We start from the raw sequence: 19,522 nt of genomic DNA, 5'->3' as shown, positions 1-19,522 counted from the left end.
GATATCGCTTCAGCTTACTTCAGCAGGTCAACCATTTTTACCACCATCTCTGATGAACTCTTAGCAGCTAGCGGTAGGAACTCATCAAAGCTCATGCCTGCTTCTTTATCGGCTACGTCAGAGATAGCACGTACGACAACGAATGGGACCTTGAATTGGTGACAGGTTTGAGCGATAGCTGAAGCTTCCATTTCAACGGCGATAACTGATGGGAAGTGCTTACGAATGAAGGCTTGACGCTCTGCGCTTGCTACAAATGCATCACCAGTACAGATTAGTCCACGTACCGCGTGTTTGTCTTCCATTTGCGCCAGTGCTTTTTCAGCCACATCCATCAGTTTTTCATCTGCCATGAAAGCCGCTGGTTGCTGTGCCATTTGCCCCATTTCATAACCAAATGCTGTTACGTCTGCATCGTGGTGACGAACTTCAGTTGAAATAACAACGTCGCCAAGGTTTAGGCTAGAGTCAAAGCCACCTGCAGAACCTGTGTTAATCACGACATCAGGCTTGTATTCGTCAAGAAGAATCGTCGTGCCTACCGCAGCAGCAACTTTACCGATACCTGATTGAAGCAGTACCACGTCTACACCATTAAGCTGACCCGCGTAGAAAGTACAACCTGCTTTAGAGACTTCTTGGCAGTTTTCAATAGCTTGCTTAAGAATAGAGACTTCTTGCTCCATTGCACCGATGATGCCGATTTTCATAAGGAATCCTGTTAATTCAAATAGGTAGGTTTGGATAAGCTAAGTGTAACAGAAAAGGGAAGGATGGGAACGGGCTGCGCCCTACGGAATTGGGAACGGACTTTGTCCTATGGAACACTTCGTTTCGGGAAAACGGGATCGGGCTTCGCCCTACGAGAGGTGACTGTTGAGACTAAGTTGATAGAGCCGATGGTTTGGAAGGTGTTGACAGAACTTGTCTTCTAGAAGACACAATCATCCAGTTTTCCAGTTTTCCAGTTTTCCAGTTTTCCAGTTTTCCAGTTTTCCAGTTTTCCAGTTTTCCAGTTTTCCAGTTTTCCAGTTTTCCAGTTTTCCAGTTTTCCAGTTTTCCAGTTTTCCAGTTTTCCAGTTTTCCAGTTTTCCAGTTTTCCAGTTTTCCAGTTTTCCAGTTTTCCAGTTTTCCAGCTTCCCGTAGGACGAAGTCCGTTCCCGCATCCGCCTCCCACGCGAAGCGCGCAAATACCTATTGCTTAACCTGTGTACATCCCCTATAATTCGCGCTTCTCGTGTCGGCTGAATCAGAGATTGGCTGGCACAAATATCAACCTACTCTTATTTAGGAGAGAATTATGTCTCTGAATGCAGAAACTAAAGCAGCAATCGTTGCAGAATACGCGCGCTCTGAAGGCGACACTGGTTCACCAGAAGTACAAGTAGCTCTACTGACTGCTTCTATTAACCACCTACAAGGTCACTTCAAAGCTCACAAAGGCGATCACCACAGCCGTCGTGGTCTTCTACGCATGGTTTCTAGCCGTCGTAAGCTTCTTGACTACCTGAAAGGCAAAAACCTTTCTCGTTACCAAGACCTAATCAAGCGTCTAGGCCTACGTCGCTAATCAGCGGCTGCATAGAACAGTTTGTCGAAAAAGGGGCTTTTAGCCCCTTTTTTGTTGCCCGTTAGTTATTTTGGTTGCTATAGCTTAGCCAAACCGAATTAATCCCGCTATACTACGGCGGCCGATATCTATCGGCATTTTCTATTTGCTCATTGCATTACAATTATATCGTATGCAGTTATAGAATTTAGTTTCTAGCTTCTCGTTTGATTCCGGTCGTAAGTGGTCGATTGGGAGCTACAAACTAAACTCTAGACTGTTTAAGCATCATGTAATGCCTTGGGCTAACACAATTGCTCTTATTAAACAGAGCTATCCCAAAAGGAATAACAATGTTCGAAAAACCAGTTGTTAAAACGTTCCAGTACGGTAACCACACAGTTACTCTAGAAACTGGCGTTATTGCACGTCAAGCTACGGCAGCAGTTATGGTTACTATGGACGATACGTCAGTATTCGTTTCTGTAGTGGGTAAAAAAGAAGCGGTAGAAGGTCAAGACTTCTTCCCTCTAACGGTTAACTACCAAGAGCGTACTTACGCAGCAGGTAAAATCCCTGGTGGTTTCTTCAAGCGTGAAGGTCGTCCTTCTGAAGGCGAAACGCTAACGGCTCGTCTAATCGACCGTCCGATTCGTCCACTATTCCCAGATGCATTCAAAAACGAAGTTCAGGTTATCGCGACAGTAATGTCTGTAAACCCAGACGTTCAACCAGACATGGTAACAATGATCGGTACTTCTGCGGCTCTTGCTATCTCTGGTATCCCGTTCAACGGTCCTATCGGTGCAGCACGCGTTGGTCACATCGACGGTCAACTAGTTCTGAACCCAAGCAACACTGAGCTAGAAACATCTAAGCTAGACCTAGTTGTTGCTGGTACTGAAGGCGCTGTTCTTATGGTTGAGTCTGAAGCAGACAACCTAACTGAAGAAGAGATGCTTTCTGCGGTTGTATTTGGTCACGATCAACAGCAAGTAGTAATCAAAGCGATCAACGAGTTCGCAGCTGAAGTTGCCACTCCTGCATGGGATTGGGTTGCTCCAGAAGAGAACACGACGCTTGTAAACAAGATTGCTGAGCTAGCAGAAGCGAAGCTTGTAGAAGCTTACCAAATCACTGAGAAGATGGCTCGTTACGACCGTATTCACGCGATTGCTGCTGAAGTAAACGAAGTGCTACTTGCTGAAGATCCAGAAGCAAACACAAAAGAAATCCACACTATCTTCCACGATCTAGAGAAGACAGTGGTTCGTCGTAGCATCATCGCGGGTAACCCACGTATCGATGGTCGTGAAAAAGACATGGTTCGTGCGCTAGACGTACGTACTGGCGTTCTTCCGCGTACGCACGGCAGCTCATTATTCACTCGTGGTGAAACTCAGGCAATCGTAACAGCGACTCTAGGTACGCAACGCGATGCTCAAATCATTGATGAGCTAACAGGTGAGCGTAAAGATCACTTCCTACTACACTACAACTTCCCTCCATACTGTGTTGGTGAAACAGGTTTTGTTGGTTCTCCTAAGCGTCGTGAAATCGGCCACGGTAAACTAGCTAAGCGTGGTATTGCTGCAGTAATGCCTTCTGTTGATGAGTTCCCATACACAGTACGTGTTGTATCGGAAATCACAGAATCTAACGGTTCTTCTTCAATGGCTTCTGTATGTGGTACTTCTCTAGCACTTATGGACGCTGGCGTGCCAATCAAGTCTTCTGTTGCGGGTATCGCAATGGGTCTTGTTAAAGAAGGCGACGATTTCGTTGTTCTTTCTGACATCCTTGGTGACGAAGACCACCTAGGCGACATGGACTTTAAAGTAGCAGGTACTAACACTGGTATCACTGCACTTCAGATGGATATCAAGATCGAAGGTATCACTAAAGAGATCATGCAGATTGCTCTTAACCAAGCGCAAGGTGCACGTAAGCACATCCTATCTGTGATGGATGAAGCAATCTCTGGTGCTCGTGAAGATATTTCTGAGTTCGCTCCGCGTATTCACACAATGAAGATCAGCGCTGAGAAGATCAAAGACGTTATCGGTAAAGGTGGTGCAGTTATCCGTGCTCTAACTGAAGAGACAGGTACAACTATCGAAATCGAAGACGACGGTACAATCAAGATTGCTGCAACTGAAGGTACAGCTGCGAAAGAAGCAATCCGTCGTATCGAAGAGATCACTGCAGAAGTTGAAGTAGGCCGCATCTACACAGGTAAAGTAGCGCGTCTAGCAGACTTCGGTGCATTCGTAACTATCCTGCCAGGTAAAGATGGTCTAGTACACATCTCGCAAATCGCTGACAAGCGTGTAGAGAAAGTGTCTGACTACCTAGCTGAAGGTCAAGAAGTTCAAGTGAAAGTTCTTGAGATTGACCGTCAAGGCCGTGTACGTCTAAGCATGAAAGAAGCAGTTGAAAAGACTGAAGAAGCAGCTTCAGAAGAGAAGCCAGCAACTGACGCATAATGCGAATTAAGTGAATAGGCAGGTTCTGTGAATTAGCCTATTTTGCTAAAAGCATGTTATAAAGGGAGCATTAGGCTCCCTTTTTTTATGCGGAAGACGCTAGCTAGCAGCCTAGCAACAGGAGTATTTATTTGTGAAATGGTTTCAAACCGCAACGCTTAGCCTTGCCTTGTTAGTGACAGCAGGCTGTGCATCAACATCGAACCAACAAGCTGAGTGGGTGCTGCCGCCTATGGTAGAAGCGCTTCAGCCTAGCTTGCAGCAAGAGGTTCAGATCGCACGTTTAAGCCAACTACTTGGCAGAACAGATCTACCTAATGAAACACGCGCTAAAATACTCTATGAACGCGGCAACTACTATGACAGTGTAGGTTTACGCAATCTAGCGAGATTAGACTACGAACAGTCTCTTGCTATTTATCCAGCGCAAGCGGATCTGTTCAACTTACTGGGTGTCTACTTTACTGAAAAGCGTAATTTCGATGCAGCTTACGATGCCTTTGATTCGGCTTTAGAGTTGGCGCCAGATAATAGCTATGCGGCACGTAACAGAGCCATTGCGCTCTATTATGGTGGTCGTTTTGATCTCGCTTTAGAAGAGATGCAGCAGCATTATAATCAAGAACCGAGTGATCCATTCAGCGCGCTGTGGCTCTACATAATTAAGTCAGAGATTTCACCGGAAATCGCTAGGCAAGAGCTTGAGCAGAGCTACCAAAATCGCAATGACAAGTGGGGTTGGATTATGGTCGCGATTACTTTGGGTGAGATTTCTGAAAAGCAAGCATTCAAAGCAATTGTCGAAAGCACACGCGATAAAGTTGTGCTTGCCCAACACCTGACGGAAGCATACTTCTATCTAGGTAAGCGCTACCAAGAAAGCGACTCAGAGCAAGATATCGCCAAAGCGATTTCGTTCTACCGTCTTGCTATCTCGTTCAACGTTTTTGAGTATGTCGAGCACAGATACGCAATACTAGAATTGACCAATATCTATGAAGACCTGCAAGCGCAAGTGATTGCTAGAGCGAAAGCGCAGCAAGCGGCAAATCCAACTCAATAGAACTATTGAACCTACGTAAAGAAAAGCGCTGATTCAGCGCTTTTTTATTGCTTGTTAATTAAACTGTCGTTAATATTGTTAGCTTGGCTAACTAAGTGAGCTTTCCTATGAATCTAGAAACTAGCCTGATTGAGCTTGAACGATTTTGTTCTAAAGCTTGGCGTATTTATGGAAAAGAAGATCCTTTGTCGCTGTTGAGCTTTAATGAGTTCGACTATTTGCGTGTCGTTCAAGCCTTTCCTGAAGGGATACGTATTACAGATTTAGCTGATGAAATGAAAGTGACCAAACCTTCTGCTTCAAACATGGTTGTACGACTAGAAAAGAAAGGATTGGTAAAACGCATCTCATGTATTGAAGATGCGCGTTCAAAGAAAGTCGTCTTAACCGAGAATGCGATACAAGATATGTCTCTTGAGCAGGTTGTCTATAAAGAGGTCGCTGAGGTGATGAACTCTAAGCTTTCTGAGCAAGAAGCTGAGCAACTCGTTAGCTTATTGAAAAAGTCGTTATCGACTTAAAATTTTAACTATTTAGTTAGCCTTGCTAACTAGAGCAGAGAAACATGCAAACATCCATTTATAAACAGTTTTGGAAATACACCATCCCAACCGTCGCAGCAATGCTAGTCAATGGTTTGTATCAGGTGGTGGATGGAATCTTTATTGGTCGCTATGTCGCTGCAGATGGCCTCGCAGGTATTAACGTAGCTTGGCCTGTTATTGGTTCAATTCTTGGTATTGGTATGTTGTTGGGCGTTGGAACAGGCGCTTTGGTATCCATCCGCCAAGGCGAAGGAGACACTCAAGGCGCGAAAAAGATACTAGCAACAGGTTTGCTTCTATTACTTGTTTTGGCACCTCTTGTTTCAGGCATCTTGTATTTCTGTTCAGAGTATTTCTTGCGCTGGCAGGGTGCTGATGGAAAAGTTTATGAACTAGGACTGCAATACCTACACGTGTTAATCGGCGCTTGTATCTTTACCTTAGGTTCCATCGCGATGCCATTTTTACTGCGTAATGATGATAACCCGAACTTAGCGACGATTTTGATGGTAATCGGCGCTGTGATTAACATTGCGCTAGATTACTTAATGATTGCAGTGTGGGACTGGGAGCTTACAGGAGCTGCGTTGGCGACCGCTATTGCTCAGGCCGTGGTGACATTACTTGGCCTTGCGTACTTCTTCTCATCTAGAGCCAACTTAAGGCTTAAGTTGAGTGATGTTCGTTTGAGCTTACCTGTCATTCCACAAATATTTGCCATAGGCACGTCAAGCTTCTTTATGTATGCCTATGGTGCAGTGATGGTCGCGCTACACAATAATTTATTCGCCCAGTATGGCGATGTGATGATGATTGGAGCCTATGCGATTCTTGGCTATATAGTGACTGTTTATTACCTTACTGTAGAAGGTGTCGCAAACGGTATGCAGCCATTGGTCAGCTATAACCATGGTGCGCGAAACAAAGAGAACATCCGAGCATTACTTAAAATTGCTATGACAACGGCTATCTTGATTGGTGTTGCCTTTGTATTGGTGATTAACTTGTTCCCAAGAGAGTTTGTCTCGGTGTTTAACTCAACCGATGAAAAGTTAATAGAGAACACAATACTAGGCTTTAGATTGCATCTATTCGCGCTTTTCTTAGATGGTTTCCTAGTGGTTGCGGGTGCTTATTACCAGGCAATTAATAAAGGCACTAAGGCGATGTTGGTGAATATTGGCAATATCTTAGTTCAATTACCTTTCTTGTACATCATGCCGAAGTTGCTTGGTGTTTCTGGAGTTTGGATTGCTTTCCCGCTTTCCAATATTGCACTGAGTGCCGTCGTTATAGTAATTCTGATGAAAGACCTGCGTCGTTATCGGACTCACCAAGCGGAACAAGCGATTGCTTAATAGAAAAGGGCTCAGTTGAGCCCTTTGTTGTATTTGTGACAATCGAGAACTAGAGAGTTTTCACTTCTAAACCGGCGAGTTGGTGCCAGTAGCCATTACACTGTCTGCTTTCGATTTGGCTAGGGTTGGCTCCTTGTTCATTCGCTCGGAATTTATCTACTTGCGAGAAGGTATCAAGACCAAGTGGACTTAAGCGAACCACGTCGACCAATCCTTGCATACTTGGTAAATCATTGATGAGGTTGTAACAGTAGCCTGACTGAGTCTGAATACCGTTGAGATTAAACACCTCTTGTCCTTCTTGGCTGCTTACCTGAATGCCCGTTGGGTATTTGATACAGCAAGTCTCGCAATCATCCTTGGCTTTATTTTCAGCTCGGGCAGTGAAGCAGCGCGCAGAGTAGGCAAGGGGGAGATAACCGTGGCTGAATACCTCAACTTCAAATTTGCCTTTAATACCGATCTCATCACATTGGTTAAGCACATTACCTAGCCACTCACGAGATAGCTCTACCGGCATACACCAACGAGTCATGCCTTGTTTTAAGAACAAGTTTAAGGTGTGCGCATTGTAGGTATTAACAGCAGGGCCGACAACGAAAGGTACTTTACGCTCAGAGGCAAGTTGAATCGCAGAGACATCGTTGGCTTCAATGGCGAAATCACCATTGTCGATGTACTTCTTCATCACGTTGACTTCGCTTGGGGCTTCGAGCAATGCCATTGTCGACAACACGACTTGCTTACCAGTCTTGCTGAGTTCCTTTGCAATCTCAAACCAGTGCGCTGGTTTCATCTCGCGGCGCTTTGAACAGACACTCTCACCTAGATAGATAATATCTGCCGAGCTGGTTTTCGCTTGCTCATAAAACGCTTCGACATCTTGCTTTGGCCAGAGGTAGAGTAGTGGGCCGAGTGCATATTTCATGTTGTTTTCCATTGTTATCTCTACAAGTAAAGCTCTACTGCCATTTACGGTGGTATGCGCCAAGTGTGGTTTGCGTACCTTCTGATACATTAGCGAGTGTTGCATTCCAGCTTGGCTCTACTTGATAGCCTTCTGGGTTCGCCAAGTAACGATCGATTGCGGCTCGCCAAGTTCGGGTCACTTGCTCAACGTAAGCTGGGCTGCGTTGGCGACCTTCAATCTTGACGGAAGCAACATTAGCGGCAAAGAGCTCGGGCAGCATAGATAGCGTATTCAAGCTGGTCGGCTCTTCCAGTGTATGATAAGCCTTAGTTTGCTCATCCAAGTCCGCAGTGAATCGCCCTTTACATAAAGTAGGGTAGCCCGCATTTTCACCGTCACTGTAGCGATCAATCAAGATGTCATTAAGGCGAGATTCGAGGCCGTTTTCCGTTTCTTGCCAGCGAACGTATTTAGCAGGAGAGCAAGCACCCACGGTATTAGGGGACTCACCTGTCATGTACGACGACAGATAACAGCGGCCTTCAGACATAATGCACAGGCTGCCAAAAGCGAATACTTCTAGCTCGACGTCACTGGTGATGTTGCGTGATAGCTGTTTTACCTGATGAATGGAAAGGACGCGTGGCAGGACAACACGCTTTACATTGAAATTCTGTTTGTAGAAATCAATGGCAGCGACATTGGTTGCCGAGGCTTGCACTGATAAATGAAGTTCAAGCTGTGGGTATTTTCGCGCGGCATATTCGAGTACGGCAATGTCTGCCACGATCAGAGCATCAACACCACTTTGCGCCGCTCGGTCGACTGCTTCTGTCCAGCGTTCGAATCCATCTGGATGAGCAAAGGTGTTTAAGGCAACGTGTATTTTCTTGTTGTTGTCGTGAACGTATTGAACGGCTTTTTCGAGTTTCTTACCCGTAAAGTTCAAACCAGCGAAGTGGCGGGCATTGGTGTCATCTTTAAATCCGATGTACACCGCATCAGCACCACAATCAATCGCCGTTTTTAAGGCAGGTAAGTTACCTGCTGGGCATAGGAGTTCCATTGCTCGCACCATGACTGTCTGTTCTAAATTTGCTGAGCATTTTATGAAGAAATATGAACGGCAAATTTGATGTACAGCAGGTTTGCGTGACTTTCTGGCCTAATTACTCAAATAGGGTTAGTTTTTGTGGCGGCGATTTTGTGCAAATAACTCTTCAACCTCTTGTCTAGGCTGAGGACGGTAGAAATGGAAACCCTGAATAGAGTGACAGTTGAGGTTAGACAGCAGGGTGGCTTGCTGCTGAGTTTCGACACCCTCAGCGACCACAGTGAGGTCAAGTGACTTACCAAGGTTGATAATGTTTTCGATAACAGTGATTTGTTTAGGAAGCGTATCAATATCAGAGATAAACGCGCGGTCGATTTTTAGCTCATCAATAGGGAAGCGAGCTAAGTAGGAAAGCGAGGAGTAGCCTGTACCGAAGTCATCAATTGACAACGCAAAGCCGAGCTTCTTAATTGCGTTTAGCATTTGTACGGTATGTTCGCTGTCACTCATGACCGCACTTTCTGTCAGTTCGAAAGTGATGCAACTTGGGTCAAGTTCAGTGGTACGTAGCAGTTTTTCCATGTAGTCGATAAGCTTTGGGTTACCGAACTGTTCTGGAGATAAGTTGATAGCCACGCGCCCAGGTAATATACCTTGTAGCTTCCAGCGCTTAACCGTGCTAAATACATCACGCATTACTACGCGACCTAAGTGCTCGATCAATCCTGCTCGTTCAGCTACTGGAATGAAAGCACCAGGGCTGATATAGCCTTCGACTGGGTGTTTCCAACGGATCAGGGCTTCAGCGCCATTGATGCTAAAATCACGAGCATTAACTTTCGGCTGATACCAAACCTCTAGGCCATTTTGCTGCAATGCTTTTTGCAGCTCGATTTCCAGCCACAGACGCATGCGAGCCTCTTTGTTCATCTGATCATTGAATTTAATCAGACGGTTACGACCGCGATCTTTCGCTTCATACATGGCCGTGTCGGCATTCTGCAGCAAAATGCGTGCGTCATTGCCATCTCCCGGATAAGCCACACTACCAATTGAACACGCTAAGCGTTTGCTAAAGTGGTGTAGATCAAAGGGCTGATTAATCAGAGAGATAATTCGCTCAGACAGCATTTCTGCCATGCGATTGTTTTCAGGCTCAGGCAAGATAATGCCGAATTCATCGCCACCTAAATGTCCTAACACGGCTTGTTGTGGTAGCAAACGTTTCAAGCGCGAAGAGACTTCTTTAATCACTTTGTCGCCAATATGGTGACCTAATGAGTCATTGATATTTTTGAAGTTATCAATGTCGAGGTAGAGCATGATTAAAGGGGTTTCGTTGTGGATCAGTTGTTCCAAACGCTTGGTAAAGCCAAAACGATTGTACAACCCTGTTAGCGAGTCAAGGTGGATATCTTCCTGTTTATTGGTTGCAAGCGTTGTAGGTGCTGCTTCCGCATCATGAATCAATATCAACTGTGAATCGCTACCCAGAATCATGGCAGCATCTGCCTGAAGTTGAACCTTACGCTCAAAACCACAGCGAGGACTCGTTAAACAAGTCAGTGGCGTTTCTCCAAGCATACTGGCTAACGATTCAGAAAAGACAGTCTTGGTTTTCTCATCAACAAATAAGCGCGATAGGCTTTCACCTAACACATCTTGAATCGAATCAAAGCCTAGTAATCGCAAAGCGGATGGGTTGGCTGACAGAATACAATCATCTTCAACAAGGAAGATGCCTTCTGGCAATAAGCTAGTCAATGTTGAAAATTTGCCTTCCGATTCCTCCAGAGAGCGAATCAGAATTTGTTTTTCAGAGGTATCAAGAGCGTGGAAAATGACATGCTCAATCTTGCCTTCGTTTTCGATAGGCGAGATGTTGAAATGGAGGCTCGTCTCTAGGTCGAGATCGCCCATGGTCATTTCAGCTTCGATGGATTCGCCTTTAAAGGCTCTATCGTAGTAGGGCTTGAGGTGGTCATAGAACTGCTGTCCCATGATCTGGTTGTCGCACATACCAACAAGTTCAGTCGGAGTTAGCCCTGCGATATCGCAATAGCGGCCATTAACCATTGCATAGTTATGCTGGTTATCCAAAATGGCGAAAAAAAACGGACTATTGGCCGTGATTTTTGTAAACCAGTGCTGTAATTGTTGCGATAGCATCAAGTTTTTTCCGACTCTCCAAAGAGCAACTATCCACGAAGTAGTGAATTTGAGTGATGTATTAACTATAACTGTCCTTGCCCAGACTTTAAAGAGTTAAGGCTTAGCGTAGATTCTTTGATAAATAACAGGAATCTCCAGTTAAACATCCTTTATGATGAGTAATTCTAGCTAACAAAGTAACGGATATCTCGCGTGATTAACAAGATTCGCACTCAACTAGTTCAAAATGCCGCATCAATTTTGCGATCTCCAGTCCACTTCTTACCTCAAACTGTTCAAAAAAAAGCCTTGCTTGAAGGGCTTAAAACTGTTTTTAAAGAAGCACTTGAGGAAGGCGATTTTGATTTTCTTGAAGATAAGTGGTTAAAAGTTGAGGTAAAAGATCTGCAACTAAGTTGGCTGATAAGTTATGAGGATGACCAAATTGTTGTCGCGGATAAGCCAGTTAAAGAAGATGTCTTGTTTAGCGGTAACCTCAATGACCTGGTATTGATTGCCGGACGCAAAGAAGATCCAGATACACTATTTTTTCAACGTCGCTTGACGATTGAAGGAGATACCGAGCTAGGCCTAGAAGTGAAGAACTTGATGGACAGTGTTGAGCTGGAGTCTTTACCTAAACCTCTACAAACCTTGTTAAATCAACTAGCCGATTTTGTGCAAAAAGGATTACAATCGCCTGCAACACATAATGAGGTTGTAAATGCTTATTCGAACTGAAGCGCCGGCAGACATACTTGCCATTGATCGATTACTGAAATCAACGTTTGAAACCGAAGCGGAAGCTGACTTGGTCATGAAGCTAAGAGAAAACGGTCGTCGTACCTTATCTCTGGTTGCTTGTAATGACGAAGGAGAGGTGGTTGGTTACGTTCTGTTTAGTCCAGTGACATTAGACGGTAATGACTATAATTGGCAGGGGCTTGCACCGCTAGCTGTCGATGAAAAGTATCGCAGACAAGGTCTGGCGGCTGACATGGTTAAGGAAGGGCTAGCTTCATTACGTGAGTTCGGCTACCCAGCTTGTGTTGTGCTAGGTGATCCTGCGTATTATGGCCGTTTTGGATTTGTGGATAGCGCAAATCAGCAAATGCATTGCCAATGGGAAGTCCCTCAAGGGGCATTCCAAGTCCTAGCGCTAGAAGAGAGCGAGTTTGACGGACGCTCTGGTTTGATAGAGTACAGCCCTGAATTTTCAGAGCTTTAATTTCAAATTCACCAATATAGAGTGCTTAATGTGTGGTTTTGTCCTTTTTTTGACCGCTTAGCTCTCAAGGTGTACTTTTTTGAAAAAATCTACTTGTCAGCGTAATCGGCTTTCGCTAGTATTGCTCGGCCTTCGGTAAGGAGGTCGCTAGCCTTGTTCAAAAACATCAATAAAAAGTTTTCGAGCGGCGCTGGCTCAACAATTTGGAACATAGGTGGAAATTATGTTTACAGTTCTACTTGTGATTTACCTGTTGGCAGCGGTTGGTGTAATCGGCCTAGTGCTGATTCAACAAGGTAAAGGCGCAGATATGGGAGCCTCATTCGGTGCAGGCGCATCAAACACAGTGTTTGGCGCAGGCGGCTCAGGTAACTTCCTAACTCGAATGACTGCAATTTTTGCAACAGTATTTTTCATCGTCAGCTTAGTGCTAGGCAACATGTCTACACACAAAACTGAATCTCAATGGGTTGACCCTTCACAAGGTCAAGTGATTCAGCAAGCGGATGATGCGAGTGAAATTCCAGCCCCTCAAGGCGACGAAATTCCTCAATAAGCTATTTTCTAGCTGATAAATAGAATTAGCTGCCGAGATGGTGAAATTGGTAGACACGCTAGCATGAGGTGCTAGTGCCTTAGGTGTGAGGGTTCGAGTCCCTCTCTCGGCACCATTGATTTACAAACTTGTAAAACACCTTGGAGAGCGTATAATGCTCGACAAGTCGGACGCGGGGTGGAGCAGCTTGGTAGCTCGTCGGGCTCATAACCCGAAGGTCGTCGGTTCAAATCCGGCCCCCGCAACCAAATCCCTTCTCTTCTATAGAGAGTGGATGTGGCAAGTTTGCGCAATAGCGATATTGCGAGTTAAGTGGCATCGATATCACTTAACGTATCAGGGTCCAGCAACAAAAAACCCCGACTTTTCGGGGTTTTTTGTTATCTAAATTTTCTCATTGAGAATTTAGAGCTTTGCTTGGAATTTAAATTGGGCTCTGAGCCCTTTTTTTGTTTCTGGAGTGGTTTAAATGACTGGTTTAGAAAGACAACTTACTGAAATGCTTGAAGCTCCTGTAGCGGCATCAGGTTATGAGTTAGTTGGATTAGAATTTGTTCGCGCAGGTGAACACTCAACATTACGTATCTTCATCGATCACGAGAATGGTATTAATGTTGAAGATTGTGCTGAAGTTAGCCGCCAGGTTAGCGCGGTAATGGACGTTGAAGATCCAATCACAGTGGCTTACAACCTTGAAGTGTCTTCACCAGGTTTAGAAAGACCACTATTCAAAGCTGCACACTATGAACAGTTTATTGGTCACGAGGTAAGCATCGTTTTGAAGATGGCTGTAGGCAACCGTCGTAAGTGGAAAGGTGTAATCCACTCAGTAGATGGTGAAACTATCTCAGTTACTGTTGAAGGTAACGAAGAAGAGTTTGCCCTAAGCAACATTTCAAAAGCTAACCTGATCCCTAAATTTTAATTAAAGTCTTAGAGGCTATTTAAAATGAGTAAAGAAATTTTAGCGGTAGTAGAAGCGGTATCGAACGAGAAAGCGGTACCTCGTGAGCGTATCTTTGAAGCCCTAGAAATTGCTCTAGCTACTTCTACCAAGAAGAAGCACGAAATGGAAATTGATGTTCGTGTTGAAATTGACCGTAAAACTGGCGAGTTTGAAACATTCCGCCGTTGGTTGATTGTTGAAGAAGTTGAGAGCCCAACCAAAGAAATCTCTCTAGAAGCAGCGAAATTCGAAAACGAAGAGCTGGACCTAGGTGATTACGTTGAAGACGACATCGAATCAGTAACGTTTGACCGTATTACGACTCAAACGGCTAAGCAAGTTATCGTACAGAAAGTACGTGAAGCTGAGCGCGCGCAAATCGTAGAACAGTTCATCGACAACGAAGGTGAGCTAGTGACTGGCGTGGTTAAGAAAGTTAACCGTGAAACAGTGGTACTAGACCTAGGTAACAATGCAGAAGCGGTCATCCTACGTGACGACCAACTACCTCGTGAAAACTTCCGTCCAGGCGACCGTGTTCGTGGCCTACTTTACAAAGTGGCGCCAGAAGCACGTGGCTTCCAGCTATTCGTAACTCGCTCTAAGCCTGAAATGCTAGCAGAGCTATTCCGTGTAGAAGTACCTGAAATCGCTGAAGAGATCATCGAACTTAAAGGTGCAGCTCGCGATCCTGGTTCTCGCGCGAAAATTGCGGTTAAAACTAACGACAAGCGTATCGACCCAGTTGGTGCGTGTGTTGGTATGCGTGGTGCACGTGTACAAGCTGTTTCTGGCGAGCTTGGTGGTGAGCGTATCGATATCGTTCTTTGGGACGATAACCCAGCGCAATTTGTTATCAACGCAATGGCACCTGCTGATGTTGCTTCTATCATCGTTGATGAAGACGCAAACGCAATGGACATCGCTGTTGAAGCAGACAACCTAGCACAAGCTATCGGCCGTAACGGTCAAAACGTACGTCTTGCATCTCAACTAACTGGTTGGGAACTAAACGTAATGACAGTTGAAGATCTTCACAAGAAACACGCTGAAGAATCTCAAGCTGCAATCGAAAGCTTCATGAAGCACCTAGACATCGAAGAAGACTTTGCTCAACTGCTTGTTGAAGAAGGTTTCTCTACTCTAGAAGAAGTGGCTTACGTACCTGTAAACGAGCTTCTTGAAGTTGACGGTCTAGATGAAGATCTAGTCGAAGAACTACGCAGTCGTGCTAAGAATGCACTAACGACTCTTGCTCTTGCACAAGAAGAATCTTTCGAAGGTGTTGAGCCTGCTGAAGACCTACTTGGTCTAGAAGGTCTAGAGCGCGAGATGGCATTTAAACTGGCAGCTAAAGGTGTTGCAACACTAGAAGACCTTGCTGATCAGGGTATCGATGATATCGAAGGTATTGAAGGTCTAACCGAAGAACGTGCGGGTGAGCTAATTATGGCAGCTCGTAACATTTGTTGGTTCGGCGACGACGAATAATTTTCAGCAAGGAGAAAGCGGATGACACAAATTACTGTTAAGGCACTGAGTGAAGAAATTGGTACACCAGTGGACCGCTTGGTTGAACAACTTGCTGACGCTGGTATGAAGAAAGCGAGTAGTGATCAAGTTACTGATGAAGAAAAGCAGAAACTTTTGACTCACCTTAAGAAAGAGCACGGCGACACTTCAGGTGACGCGGAGCCAACTCGCTTAACGCTACAGCGTAAAACTCGCAGCACACTAAGCGTTAACGCTGGTGGTGGCAAGAGTAAGGATGTTCAAGTAGAAGTGCGTAAGAAGCGCACTTATGTGAAGCGCAGCATTATCGAAGACGACGCGAAACGCGAGGCTGAGGAAGCAGCAAAGCGTGAAGCTGAAGAGCTTGCGAAGCGTGAGGCTGAAGAGCAAGCGAAACGTGAAGCTGCAGAGAAAGCAAAACGCGAGGCCGAAGAGAAAGCGAAGCAAGAAGCGGATGCAAAACGCGACGCTGAAGATAAGGCTAAACGCGCCCAAGCTGATAAGGCTAAGAAAGACATGAATGCAAAAAATGCGGAAGCTAATACGCAAGCGAAGAAAGAAGCTGACGAGCTGAAGCGTCGTCAGGAAGAAGAAGCCCAACGTAAAGCGGAACAAGAAGCAGCTAAGCTTGTTGAAGAAGCTCGTAAACTTGCTGAAGAAAATGAAGCTCGTTGGACTGAAGAAGAGAAGAAGAAGAAAGAGCTTGAAAACTCTGACTACCATGTAACTACTTCTACTTACGCTCGTGAAGCTGAAGATGCGGCTGACCGTAAAGAAGAAGGTGGCCGTCGTAAGAAGAAGAAAAAAGCTTCTAACAACGATGACCAAAATCGTGGTGGCCGTAACCAGCGTGGCGGCAGAAACCGCAACAAAGGTAAGCTAGCTAAACCAACTTCAATGCAGCAAGGTTTCGATAAGACAGCAACAGTTGCTAAAGCTGATGTTGTAATCGGCGAAACTATCGTGGTTTCTGAACTGGCAAGCAAAATGTCAGTGAAAGGCACGGAAGTTATCAAAGTAATGATGAAGATGGGCGCAATGGCGACTATCAACCAGGTTATCGACCAAGAAACAGCACAGCTTGTTGCTGAAGAGATGGGTCACAAGGTAATCCTGCGTAAAGAGAACGAGCTAGAAGAAGCGGTACTATCAGATCGTGATAACAACGCTGAAGCAGTTCCTCGTGCTCCTGTTGTTACTATCATGGGTCACGTTGACCACGGTAAAACGTCTACGCTTGACTACATCCGTAAAGCACACGTTGCATCGGGTGAAGCCGGTGGTATTACACAGCACATTGGTGCTTACCACGTTGAAACTGACAACGGCATGATCACTTTCCTTGATACTCCTGGACACGCGGCGTTTACAGCAATGCGTGCTCGTGGTGCTCAAGCGACAGATATCGTTGTTCTAGTAGTAGCAGCAGATGATGGCGTAATGCCACAAACAATCGAAGCGATCCAACACGCGAAAGCAGCTGGCGTTCCTCTGATTGTTGCTGTGAACAAGATCGATAAAGAAGACGCGAACCCAGATAACGTTAAGAATGAGCTAGCTCAGTACGACGTTATTCCTGAGGAGTGGGGCGGTGAGAACATGTTCGTTCACATCTCTGCAAAACAGGGTACAAACATCGAAGGCCTGCTAGAAACTATCCTTCTACAATCTGAAGTTCTTGAACTTACAGCGGTTGAAGAAGGCATGGCGTCTGGTGTGGTTGTTGAATCTCGCCTAGATAAAGGCCGCGGTCCAGTTGCTACTGTACTTGTTCAATCTGGTACGCTAAACAAAGGCGATATCGTTCTTTGTGGTCAAGAGTACGGCCGTGTTCGTGCAATGCGCGATGAGAACGGCCAAGAAGTGACTACTGCTGGTCCTTCTATCCCAGTAGAGATCCTAGGTCTTTCTGGTGTACCTGCTTCAGGTGATGAAGCAACAGTAGTACGTGATGAGCGTAAAGCACGTGAAGTAGCGAACTACCGTCAAGGTAAATTCCGTGAAGTGAAACTGGCTCGTCAGCAGAAAGCGAAACTAGAGAACATGTTCTCTAACATGGCTGCTGGTGAAGTTGCTGAACTAAACGTTGTTCTTAAAGCTGACGTACAGGGCTCTGTGGAAGCAATCTCTGACTCGCTACTTAAACTTTCAACTGATGAAGTGAAAGTGAACATCGTAGGTTCTGGTGTTGGTGGTATTACTGAAACTGATGCCGTACTAGCAGCAGCTTCTAACGCTATCATCCTAGGCTTCAACGTACGTGCTGATGCAACTGCTCGTCGTACTGTTGAAAACGAAAACCTAGACCTTCGTTACTACTCAATCATTTACCAATTGATTGATGAAGTGAAACAAGCAATGGGCGGTATGCTTGCTCCAGAATTCAAGCAAGAGATCATTGGTCTTGCTGAAGTTCGTGACGTATTTAAGTCACCGAAACTGGGCGCAATCGCAGGTTGTATGGTTACTGAAGGTATCATCAAGCGTAACAACCCAATCCGTGTACTACGTGATAACGTTGTTATCTACGAAGGTGAACTAGAGTCACTACGTCGCTTTAAAGATGACGTACAAGAAGTTAAGAACGGCTACGAATGTGGTATCGGCGTTAAGAACTACAATGATGTTCGCGTTGGTGACCAAATCGAAGTCTTTGAAATCGTTGAAGTTAAACGTACTCTAGACTAATTGACTAACATTGCTGGCTTACTTATTGATAGATAAGCAGTAATTGGTTGTTGAATACGCCATGGGGGGCTGGAATTTATCCATCCCCCCATTCTTTCTAATAAGAGAAAAGATATGTCAAAAGAATTTAGCCGCACGCAGCGTGTTGCACAGCAGCTGCAAAAAGAACTCGCAATGATCCTTCAACGCGAAGTTCGTGATTCTCGCCTAGGCATGGTGACGATTTCTGATGTGGAAGTGTCACGTGATTTAGCATACGCGAAAGTTTTCGTTACTTTCCTATGTGTTGGTGAGCAAACGCCAGAGTCTTGCCTAGAAGCACTACGTGAGCATGAAGTCCATATCCGTATGATGCTAGGCAAACGCATTCGCCTACGTCTAACACCTGAAGTACGTTTCCACTACGACAATACACTTGTCGAGGGTATGCGTATGTCAAACCTAGTGTCAGAGGTAGTTAACGAAGATAAGCGTAAACAGCATGACGCTGGCCGTGAAGAAGATCAGACAGGTGAAGAGTAATGGCTCGTCGTCGTAAAGGTCGTCCAATTAATGGTGTTGTCCTTTTAGACAAGCCAACAGGCATTTCATCTAATGATGCACTGCAGAAAGTAAAACGCATTTACTTTGCAGAGAAAGCAGGTCATACCGGTGCTCTGGATCCCCTAGCGACAGGTATGCTGCCAATCTGTCTTGGTGAAGCCACCAAGTTTTCTCAGTTCTTGTTGGATTCTGATAAACGCTACCGAGTGATCGCCAAGTTAGGTGAACGCACGGATACTTCGGATTCTGATGGTGAAGTGGTTGAGACTCGCCCGGTAGACGTTTCTCTCGACAAGCTTGAAGCCTGCATTGATAAGTTCCGTGGTGAATCTGATCAAGTGCCTTCGATGTTTTCGGCATTGAAATACCAAGGTAAGCCTTTGTATGAGTATGCACGAAAAGGTATTGAAGTGCCGCGTGAATCACGCAAAATTACGGTTTATGAAATCGTCCTGCATCGCTTTGAAGGTGATGAAGTCGAGATGGAAGTCCATTGTTCTAAAGGCACTTACATCCGCACTATCGTTGATGATCTTGGTGAGATGCTAGGCTGTGGTGCTCATGTTACTATGCTTCGTCGTACTGGGGTTGCTAAATATCCATACGAGAAAATGGTGACTCTAGAGCAACTTAACGAGCTGTTAGAGCAAGCACATCGTGATGAAATCGCACCAAAAGAGCTACTTGATCCGCTGTTGTTACCAATGGATACCGCGGTAGAAGATTTACCAGAAGTAAATCTTAATGCTGAACTGACCAACTTGGTTCAACACGGCATGCCAGTACAAGTGTTTGGTGCACCAGAAGGCACACCGCTGCGTATGACTTCCGGTGAAGAGAAGCTGTTCATTGGTGTTGCTGAAGTGAATGATGATGGCAAGGTGGCACCAAAGCGCCTAGTTGTCTTCCGCGAAGAAGCTGAGTAACAGACTA

At 45.3% G+C, this 19,522-nt stretch carries 18 protein-coding genes and 2 tRNA genes; 15 read left to right on the top strand and 5 right to left on the bottom strand.

The features are described from left to right. Positions 1 to 14: 14 nt before the first annotated feature. Together mtnN and IX91_RS12395 are read right to left on the bottom strand one after the other, a co-directional pair. The gene (gene mtnN / locus IX91_RS12400; protein WP_004743211.1) at positions 15 to 710 is read right to left on the bottom strand and encodes a 5'-methylthioadenosine/S-adenosylhomocysteine nucleosidase; all 696 of its coding nucleotides are present in this window, start codon (positions 708 to 710) and stop codon (positions 15 to 17) included. 234 nt (positions 711 to 944) lie between these two features. After that, positions 945 to 1,166, bottom strand: a complete 222-nt coding sequence (locus IX91_RS12395) for a hypothetical protein (RefSeq protein ID WP_038550558.1) — start codon at positions 1,164 to 1,166, stop codon at positions 945 to 947. A gap of 134 nt (positions 1,167 to 1,300) precedes the next feature. Between IX91_RS12395 and rpsO the strand changes: the two genes are divergently transcribed. From rpsO to IX91_RS12370, 5 genes are all read left to right on the top strand, one after another. Then, positions 1,301 to 1,570 (top strand): 30S ribosomal protein S15, encoded by a 270-nt coding sequence (gene rpsO, locus IX91_RS12390; protein ID WP_004745010.1) that lies wholly within the window; start codon positions 1,301 to 1,303, stop codon positions 1,568 to 1,570. Between the two features lie 332 nt (positions 1,571 to 1,902). After that, positions 1,903 to 4,035, top strand: coding sequence for a polyribonucleotide nucleotidyltransferase (pnp, locus tag IX91_RS12385; protein ID WP_004745009.1), 2,133 nt, complete (start codon positions 1,903 to 1,905; stop codon positions 4,033 to 4,035). Positions 4,036 to 4,168: 133 nt separating this feature from the next. Next, entirely contained in the window at positions 4,169 to 5,098 is a 930-nt protein-coding gene (gene nlpI / locus IX91_RS12380; protein WP_004745008.1) for a lipoprotein NlpI, read from the top strand. Positions 5,099 to 5,205: 107 nt separating this feature from the next. Beyond that, complete coding sequence (locus IX91_RS12375) at positions 5,206 to 5,619, top strand: MarR family winged helix-turn-helix transcriptional regulator (protein ID WP_004745007.1); 414 nt, start codon at positions 5,206 to 5,208, stop codon at positions 5,617 to 5,619. A 44-nt stretch (positions 5,620 to 5,663) separates the two neighbouring features. After that, positions 5,664 to 7,001, top strand: coding sequence for an MATE family efflux transporter (locus IX91_RS12370; protein WP_004745006.1), 1,338 nt, complete (start codon positions 5,664 to 5,666; stop codon positions 6,999 to 7,001). A 49-nt stretch (positions 7,002 to 7,050) separates the two neighbouring features. Here IX91_RS12370 and IX91_RS12365 read toward each other — a convergent pair whose 3' ends face one another. The 3 genes from IX91_RS12365 to IX91_RS12355 all read right to left on the bottom strand — a co-directional run bounded on the left by IX91_RS12365 (position 7,051) and on the right by IX91_RS12355 (position 11,134). Next, positions 7,051 to 7,929, bottom strand: a complete 879-nt coding sequence (locus tag IX91_RS12365) for a U32 family peptidase (protein ID WP_004745005.1) — start codon at positions 7,927 to 7,929, stop codon at positions 7,051 to 7,053. A gap of 34 nt (positions 7,930 to 7,963) precedes the next feature. Beyond that, positions 7,964 to 8,977: a ubiquinone anaerobic biosynthesis protein UbiU gene (ubiU, locus tag IX91_RS12360; RefSeq protein WP_004745004.1), complete on the bottom strand. Its 1,014-nt coding sequence runs from the start codon at positions 8,975 to 8,977 to the stop codon at positions 7,964 to 7,966. Positions 8,978 to 9,094: 117 nt separating this feature from the next. Then, positions 9,095 to 11,134 carry a sensor domain-containing protein gene (locus tag IX91_RS12355; RefSeq protein ID WP_004749090.1) on the bottom strand — a complete coding sequence of 680 codons (2,040 nt, stop codon included), beginning with the start codon at positions 11,132 to 11,134 and terminating at the stop codon, positions 9,095 to 9,097. A gap of 195 nt (positions 11,135 to 11,329) precedes the next feature. On the opposite strand from IX91_RS12355, the gene ubiT reads away from it, so the two are divergent. The 10 genes from ubiT to truB all read left to right on the top strand — a co-directional run bounded on the left by ubiT (position 11,330) and on the right by truB (position 19,515). Continuing rightward, positions 11,330 to 11,857, top strand: a complete 528-nt coding sequence (gene ubiT / locus IX91_RS12350) for a ubiquinone anaerobic biosynthesis accessory factor UbiT (protein WP_004745002.1) — start codon at positions 11,330 to 11,332, stop codon at positions 11,855 to 11,857. Continuing rightward, the gene (locus IX91_RS12345; RefSeq protein WP_004745001.1) at positions 11,841 to 12,344 is read left to right on the top strand and encodes a GNAT family N-acetyltransferase; all 504 of its coding nucleotides are present in this window, start codon (positions 11,841 to 11,843) and stop codon (positions 12,342 to 12,344) included. The genes ubiT and IX91_RS12345 overlap by 17 nt, the downstream gene beginning before the upstream one ends. A 223-nt stretch (positions 12,345 to 12,567) precedes the next feature. Beyond that, positions 12,568 to 12,900: a preprotein translocase subunit SecG gene (gene secG, locus IX91_RS12340; RefSeq protein WP_004744999.1), complete on the top strand. Its 333-nt coding sequence runs from the start codon at positions 12,568 to 12,570 to the stop codon at positions 12,898 to 12,900. Positions 12,901 to 12,931: 31 nt separating this feature from the next. Further along, a tRNA-Leu gene (locus tag IX91_RS12335) sits at positions 12,932 to 13,015 on the top strand. A 56-nt stretch (positions 13,016 to 13,071) separates the two neighbouring features. After that, positions 13,072 to 13,148: transfer RNA gene (locus IX91_RS12330), tRNA-Met, on the top strand. A 221-nt stretch (positions 13,149 to 13,369) separates the two neighbouring features. After that, positions 13,370 to 13,825 carry a ribosome maturation factor RimP gene (rimP, locus tag IX91_RS12325; RefSeq protein ID WP_004744998.1) on the top strand — a complete coding sequence of 152 codons (456 nt, stop codon included), beginning with the start codon at positions 13,370 to 13,372 and terminating at the stop codon, positions 13,823 to 13,825. Between the two features lie 24 nt (positions 13,826 to 13,849). Continuing rightward, positions 13,850 to 15,337 carry a transcription termination factor NusA gene (gene nusA, locus IX91_RS12320; protein WP_004744997.1) on the top strand — a complete coding sequence of 496 codons (1,488 nt, stop codon included), beginning with the start codon at positions 13,850 to 13,852 and terminating at the stop codon, positions 15,335 to 15,337. A gap of 21 nt (positions 15,338 to 15,358) precedes the next feature. After that, on the top strand, positions 15,359 to 18,046 hold the full coding sequence (infB, locus tag IX91_RS12315; protein WP_004744996.1) for a translation initiation factor IF-2: 2,688 nt from the start codon (positions 15,359 to 15,361) through the stop codon (positions 18,044 to 18,046). A gap of 114 nt (positions 18,047 to 18,160) precedes the next feature. Continuing rightward, positions 18,161 to 18,568 carry a 30S ribosome-binding factor RbfA gene (gene rbfA / locus IX91_RS12310; protein WP_004744995.1) on the top strand — a complete coding sequence of 136 codons (408 nt, stop codon included), beginning with the start codon at positions 18,161 to 18,163 and terminating at the stop codon, positions 18,566 to 18,568. Then, positions 18,568 to 19,515, top strand: a complete 948-nt coding sequence (gene truB, locus IX91_RS12305; protein WP_004744994.1) for a tRNA pseudouridine(55) synthase TruB — start codon at positions 18,568 to 18,570, stop codon at positions 19,513 to 19,515. Before rbfA ends, truB begins: the two co-directional genes overlap by 1 nt. The last annotated feature ends 7 nt before the right edge of the window (positions 19,516 to 19,522 follow it).

Origin of the sequence: Vibrio tubiashii ATCC 19109 (assembly GCF_000772105.1) — a bacterium.
Taxonomy (GTDB): Bacteria; Pseudomonadota; Gammaproteobacteria; order Enterobacterales; family Vibrionaceae; genus Vibrio; species Vibrio tubiashii.
The sequence above is the reverse complement of the archived record's forward strand: the minus strand, read 5'-3'. Positions and strand labels throughout refer to the sequence as shown.

Bases quoted from the DNA above. Each gene is read 5' to 3' on its own strand.
- mtnN (WP_004743211.1), bottom strand. From the start codon at position 710: ATGAAAATCGGCATCATCGGTGCAATGGAGCAAGAAGTCTCTATTCTT.
- IX91_RS12395 (WP_038550558.1), bottom strand. From the start codon at position 1,166: ATGCGGGAACGGACTTCGTCCTACGGGAAGCTGGAAAACTGGAAAACT.
- rpsO (WP_004745010.1), top strand. From the start codon at position 1,301: ATGTCTCTGAATGCAGAAACTAAAGCAGCAATCGTTGCAGAATACGCG.
- pnp (WP_004745009.1), top strand. From the start codon at position 1,903: ATGTTCGAAAAACCAGTTGTTAAAACGTTCCAGTACGGTAACCACACA.
- IX91_RS12375 (WP_004745007.1), top strand. From the start codon at position 5,206: ATGAATCTAGAAACTAGCCTGATTGAGCTTGAACGATTTTGTTCTAAA.
- IX91_RS12370 (WP_004745006.1), top strand. From the start codon at position 5,664: ATGCAAACATCCATTTATAAACAGTTTTGGAAATACACCATCCCAACC.
- IX91_RS12365 (WP_004745005.1), bottom strand. From the start codon at position 7,929: ATGAAATATGCACTCGGCCCACTACTCTACCTCTGGCCAAAGCAAGAT.
- ubiU (WP_004745004.1), bottom strand. From the start codon at position 8,977: ATGGAACTCCTATGCCCAGCAGGTAACTTACCTGCCTTAAAAACGGCG.
- IX91_RS12355 (WP_004749090.1), bottom strand. From the start codon at position 11,134: ATGCTATCGCAACAATTACAGCACTGGTTTACAAAAATCACGGCCAAT.
- IX91_RS12345 (WP_004745001.1), top strand. From the start codon at position 11,841: ATGCTTATTCGAACTGAAGCGCCGGCAGACATACTTGCCATTGATCGA.
- secG (WP_004744999.1), top strand. From the start codon at position 12,568: ATGTTTACAGTTCTACTTGTGATTTACCTGTTGGCAGCGGTTGGTGTA.
- rimP (WP_004744998.1), top strand. From the start codon at position 13,370: ATGACTGGTTTAGAAAGACAACTTACTGAAATGCTTGAAGCTCCTGTA.
- nusA (WP_004744997.1), top strand. From the start codon at position 13,850: ATGAGTAAAGAAATTTTAGCGGTAGTAGAAGCGGTATCGAACGAGAAA.
- infB (WP_004744996.1), top strand. From the start codon at position 15,359: ATGACACAAATTACTGTTAAGGCACTGAGTGAAGAAATTGGTACACCA.
- rbfA (WP_004744995.1), top strand. From the start codon at position 18,161: ATGTCAAAAGAATTTAGCCGCACGCAGCGTGTTGCACAGCAGCTGCAA.
- truB (WP_004744994.1), top strand. From the start codon at position 18,568: ATGGCTCGTCGTCGTAAAGGTCGTCCAATTAATGGTGTTGTCCTTTTA.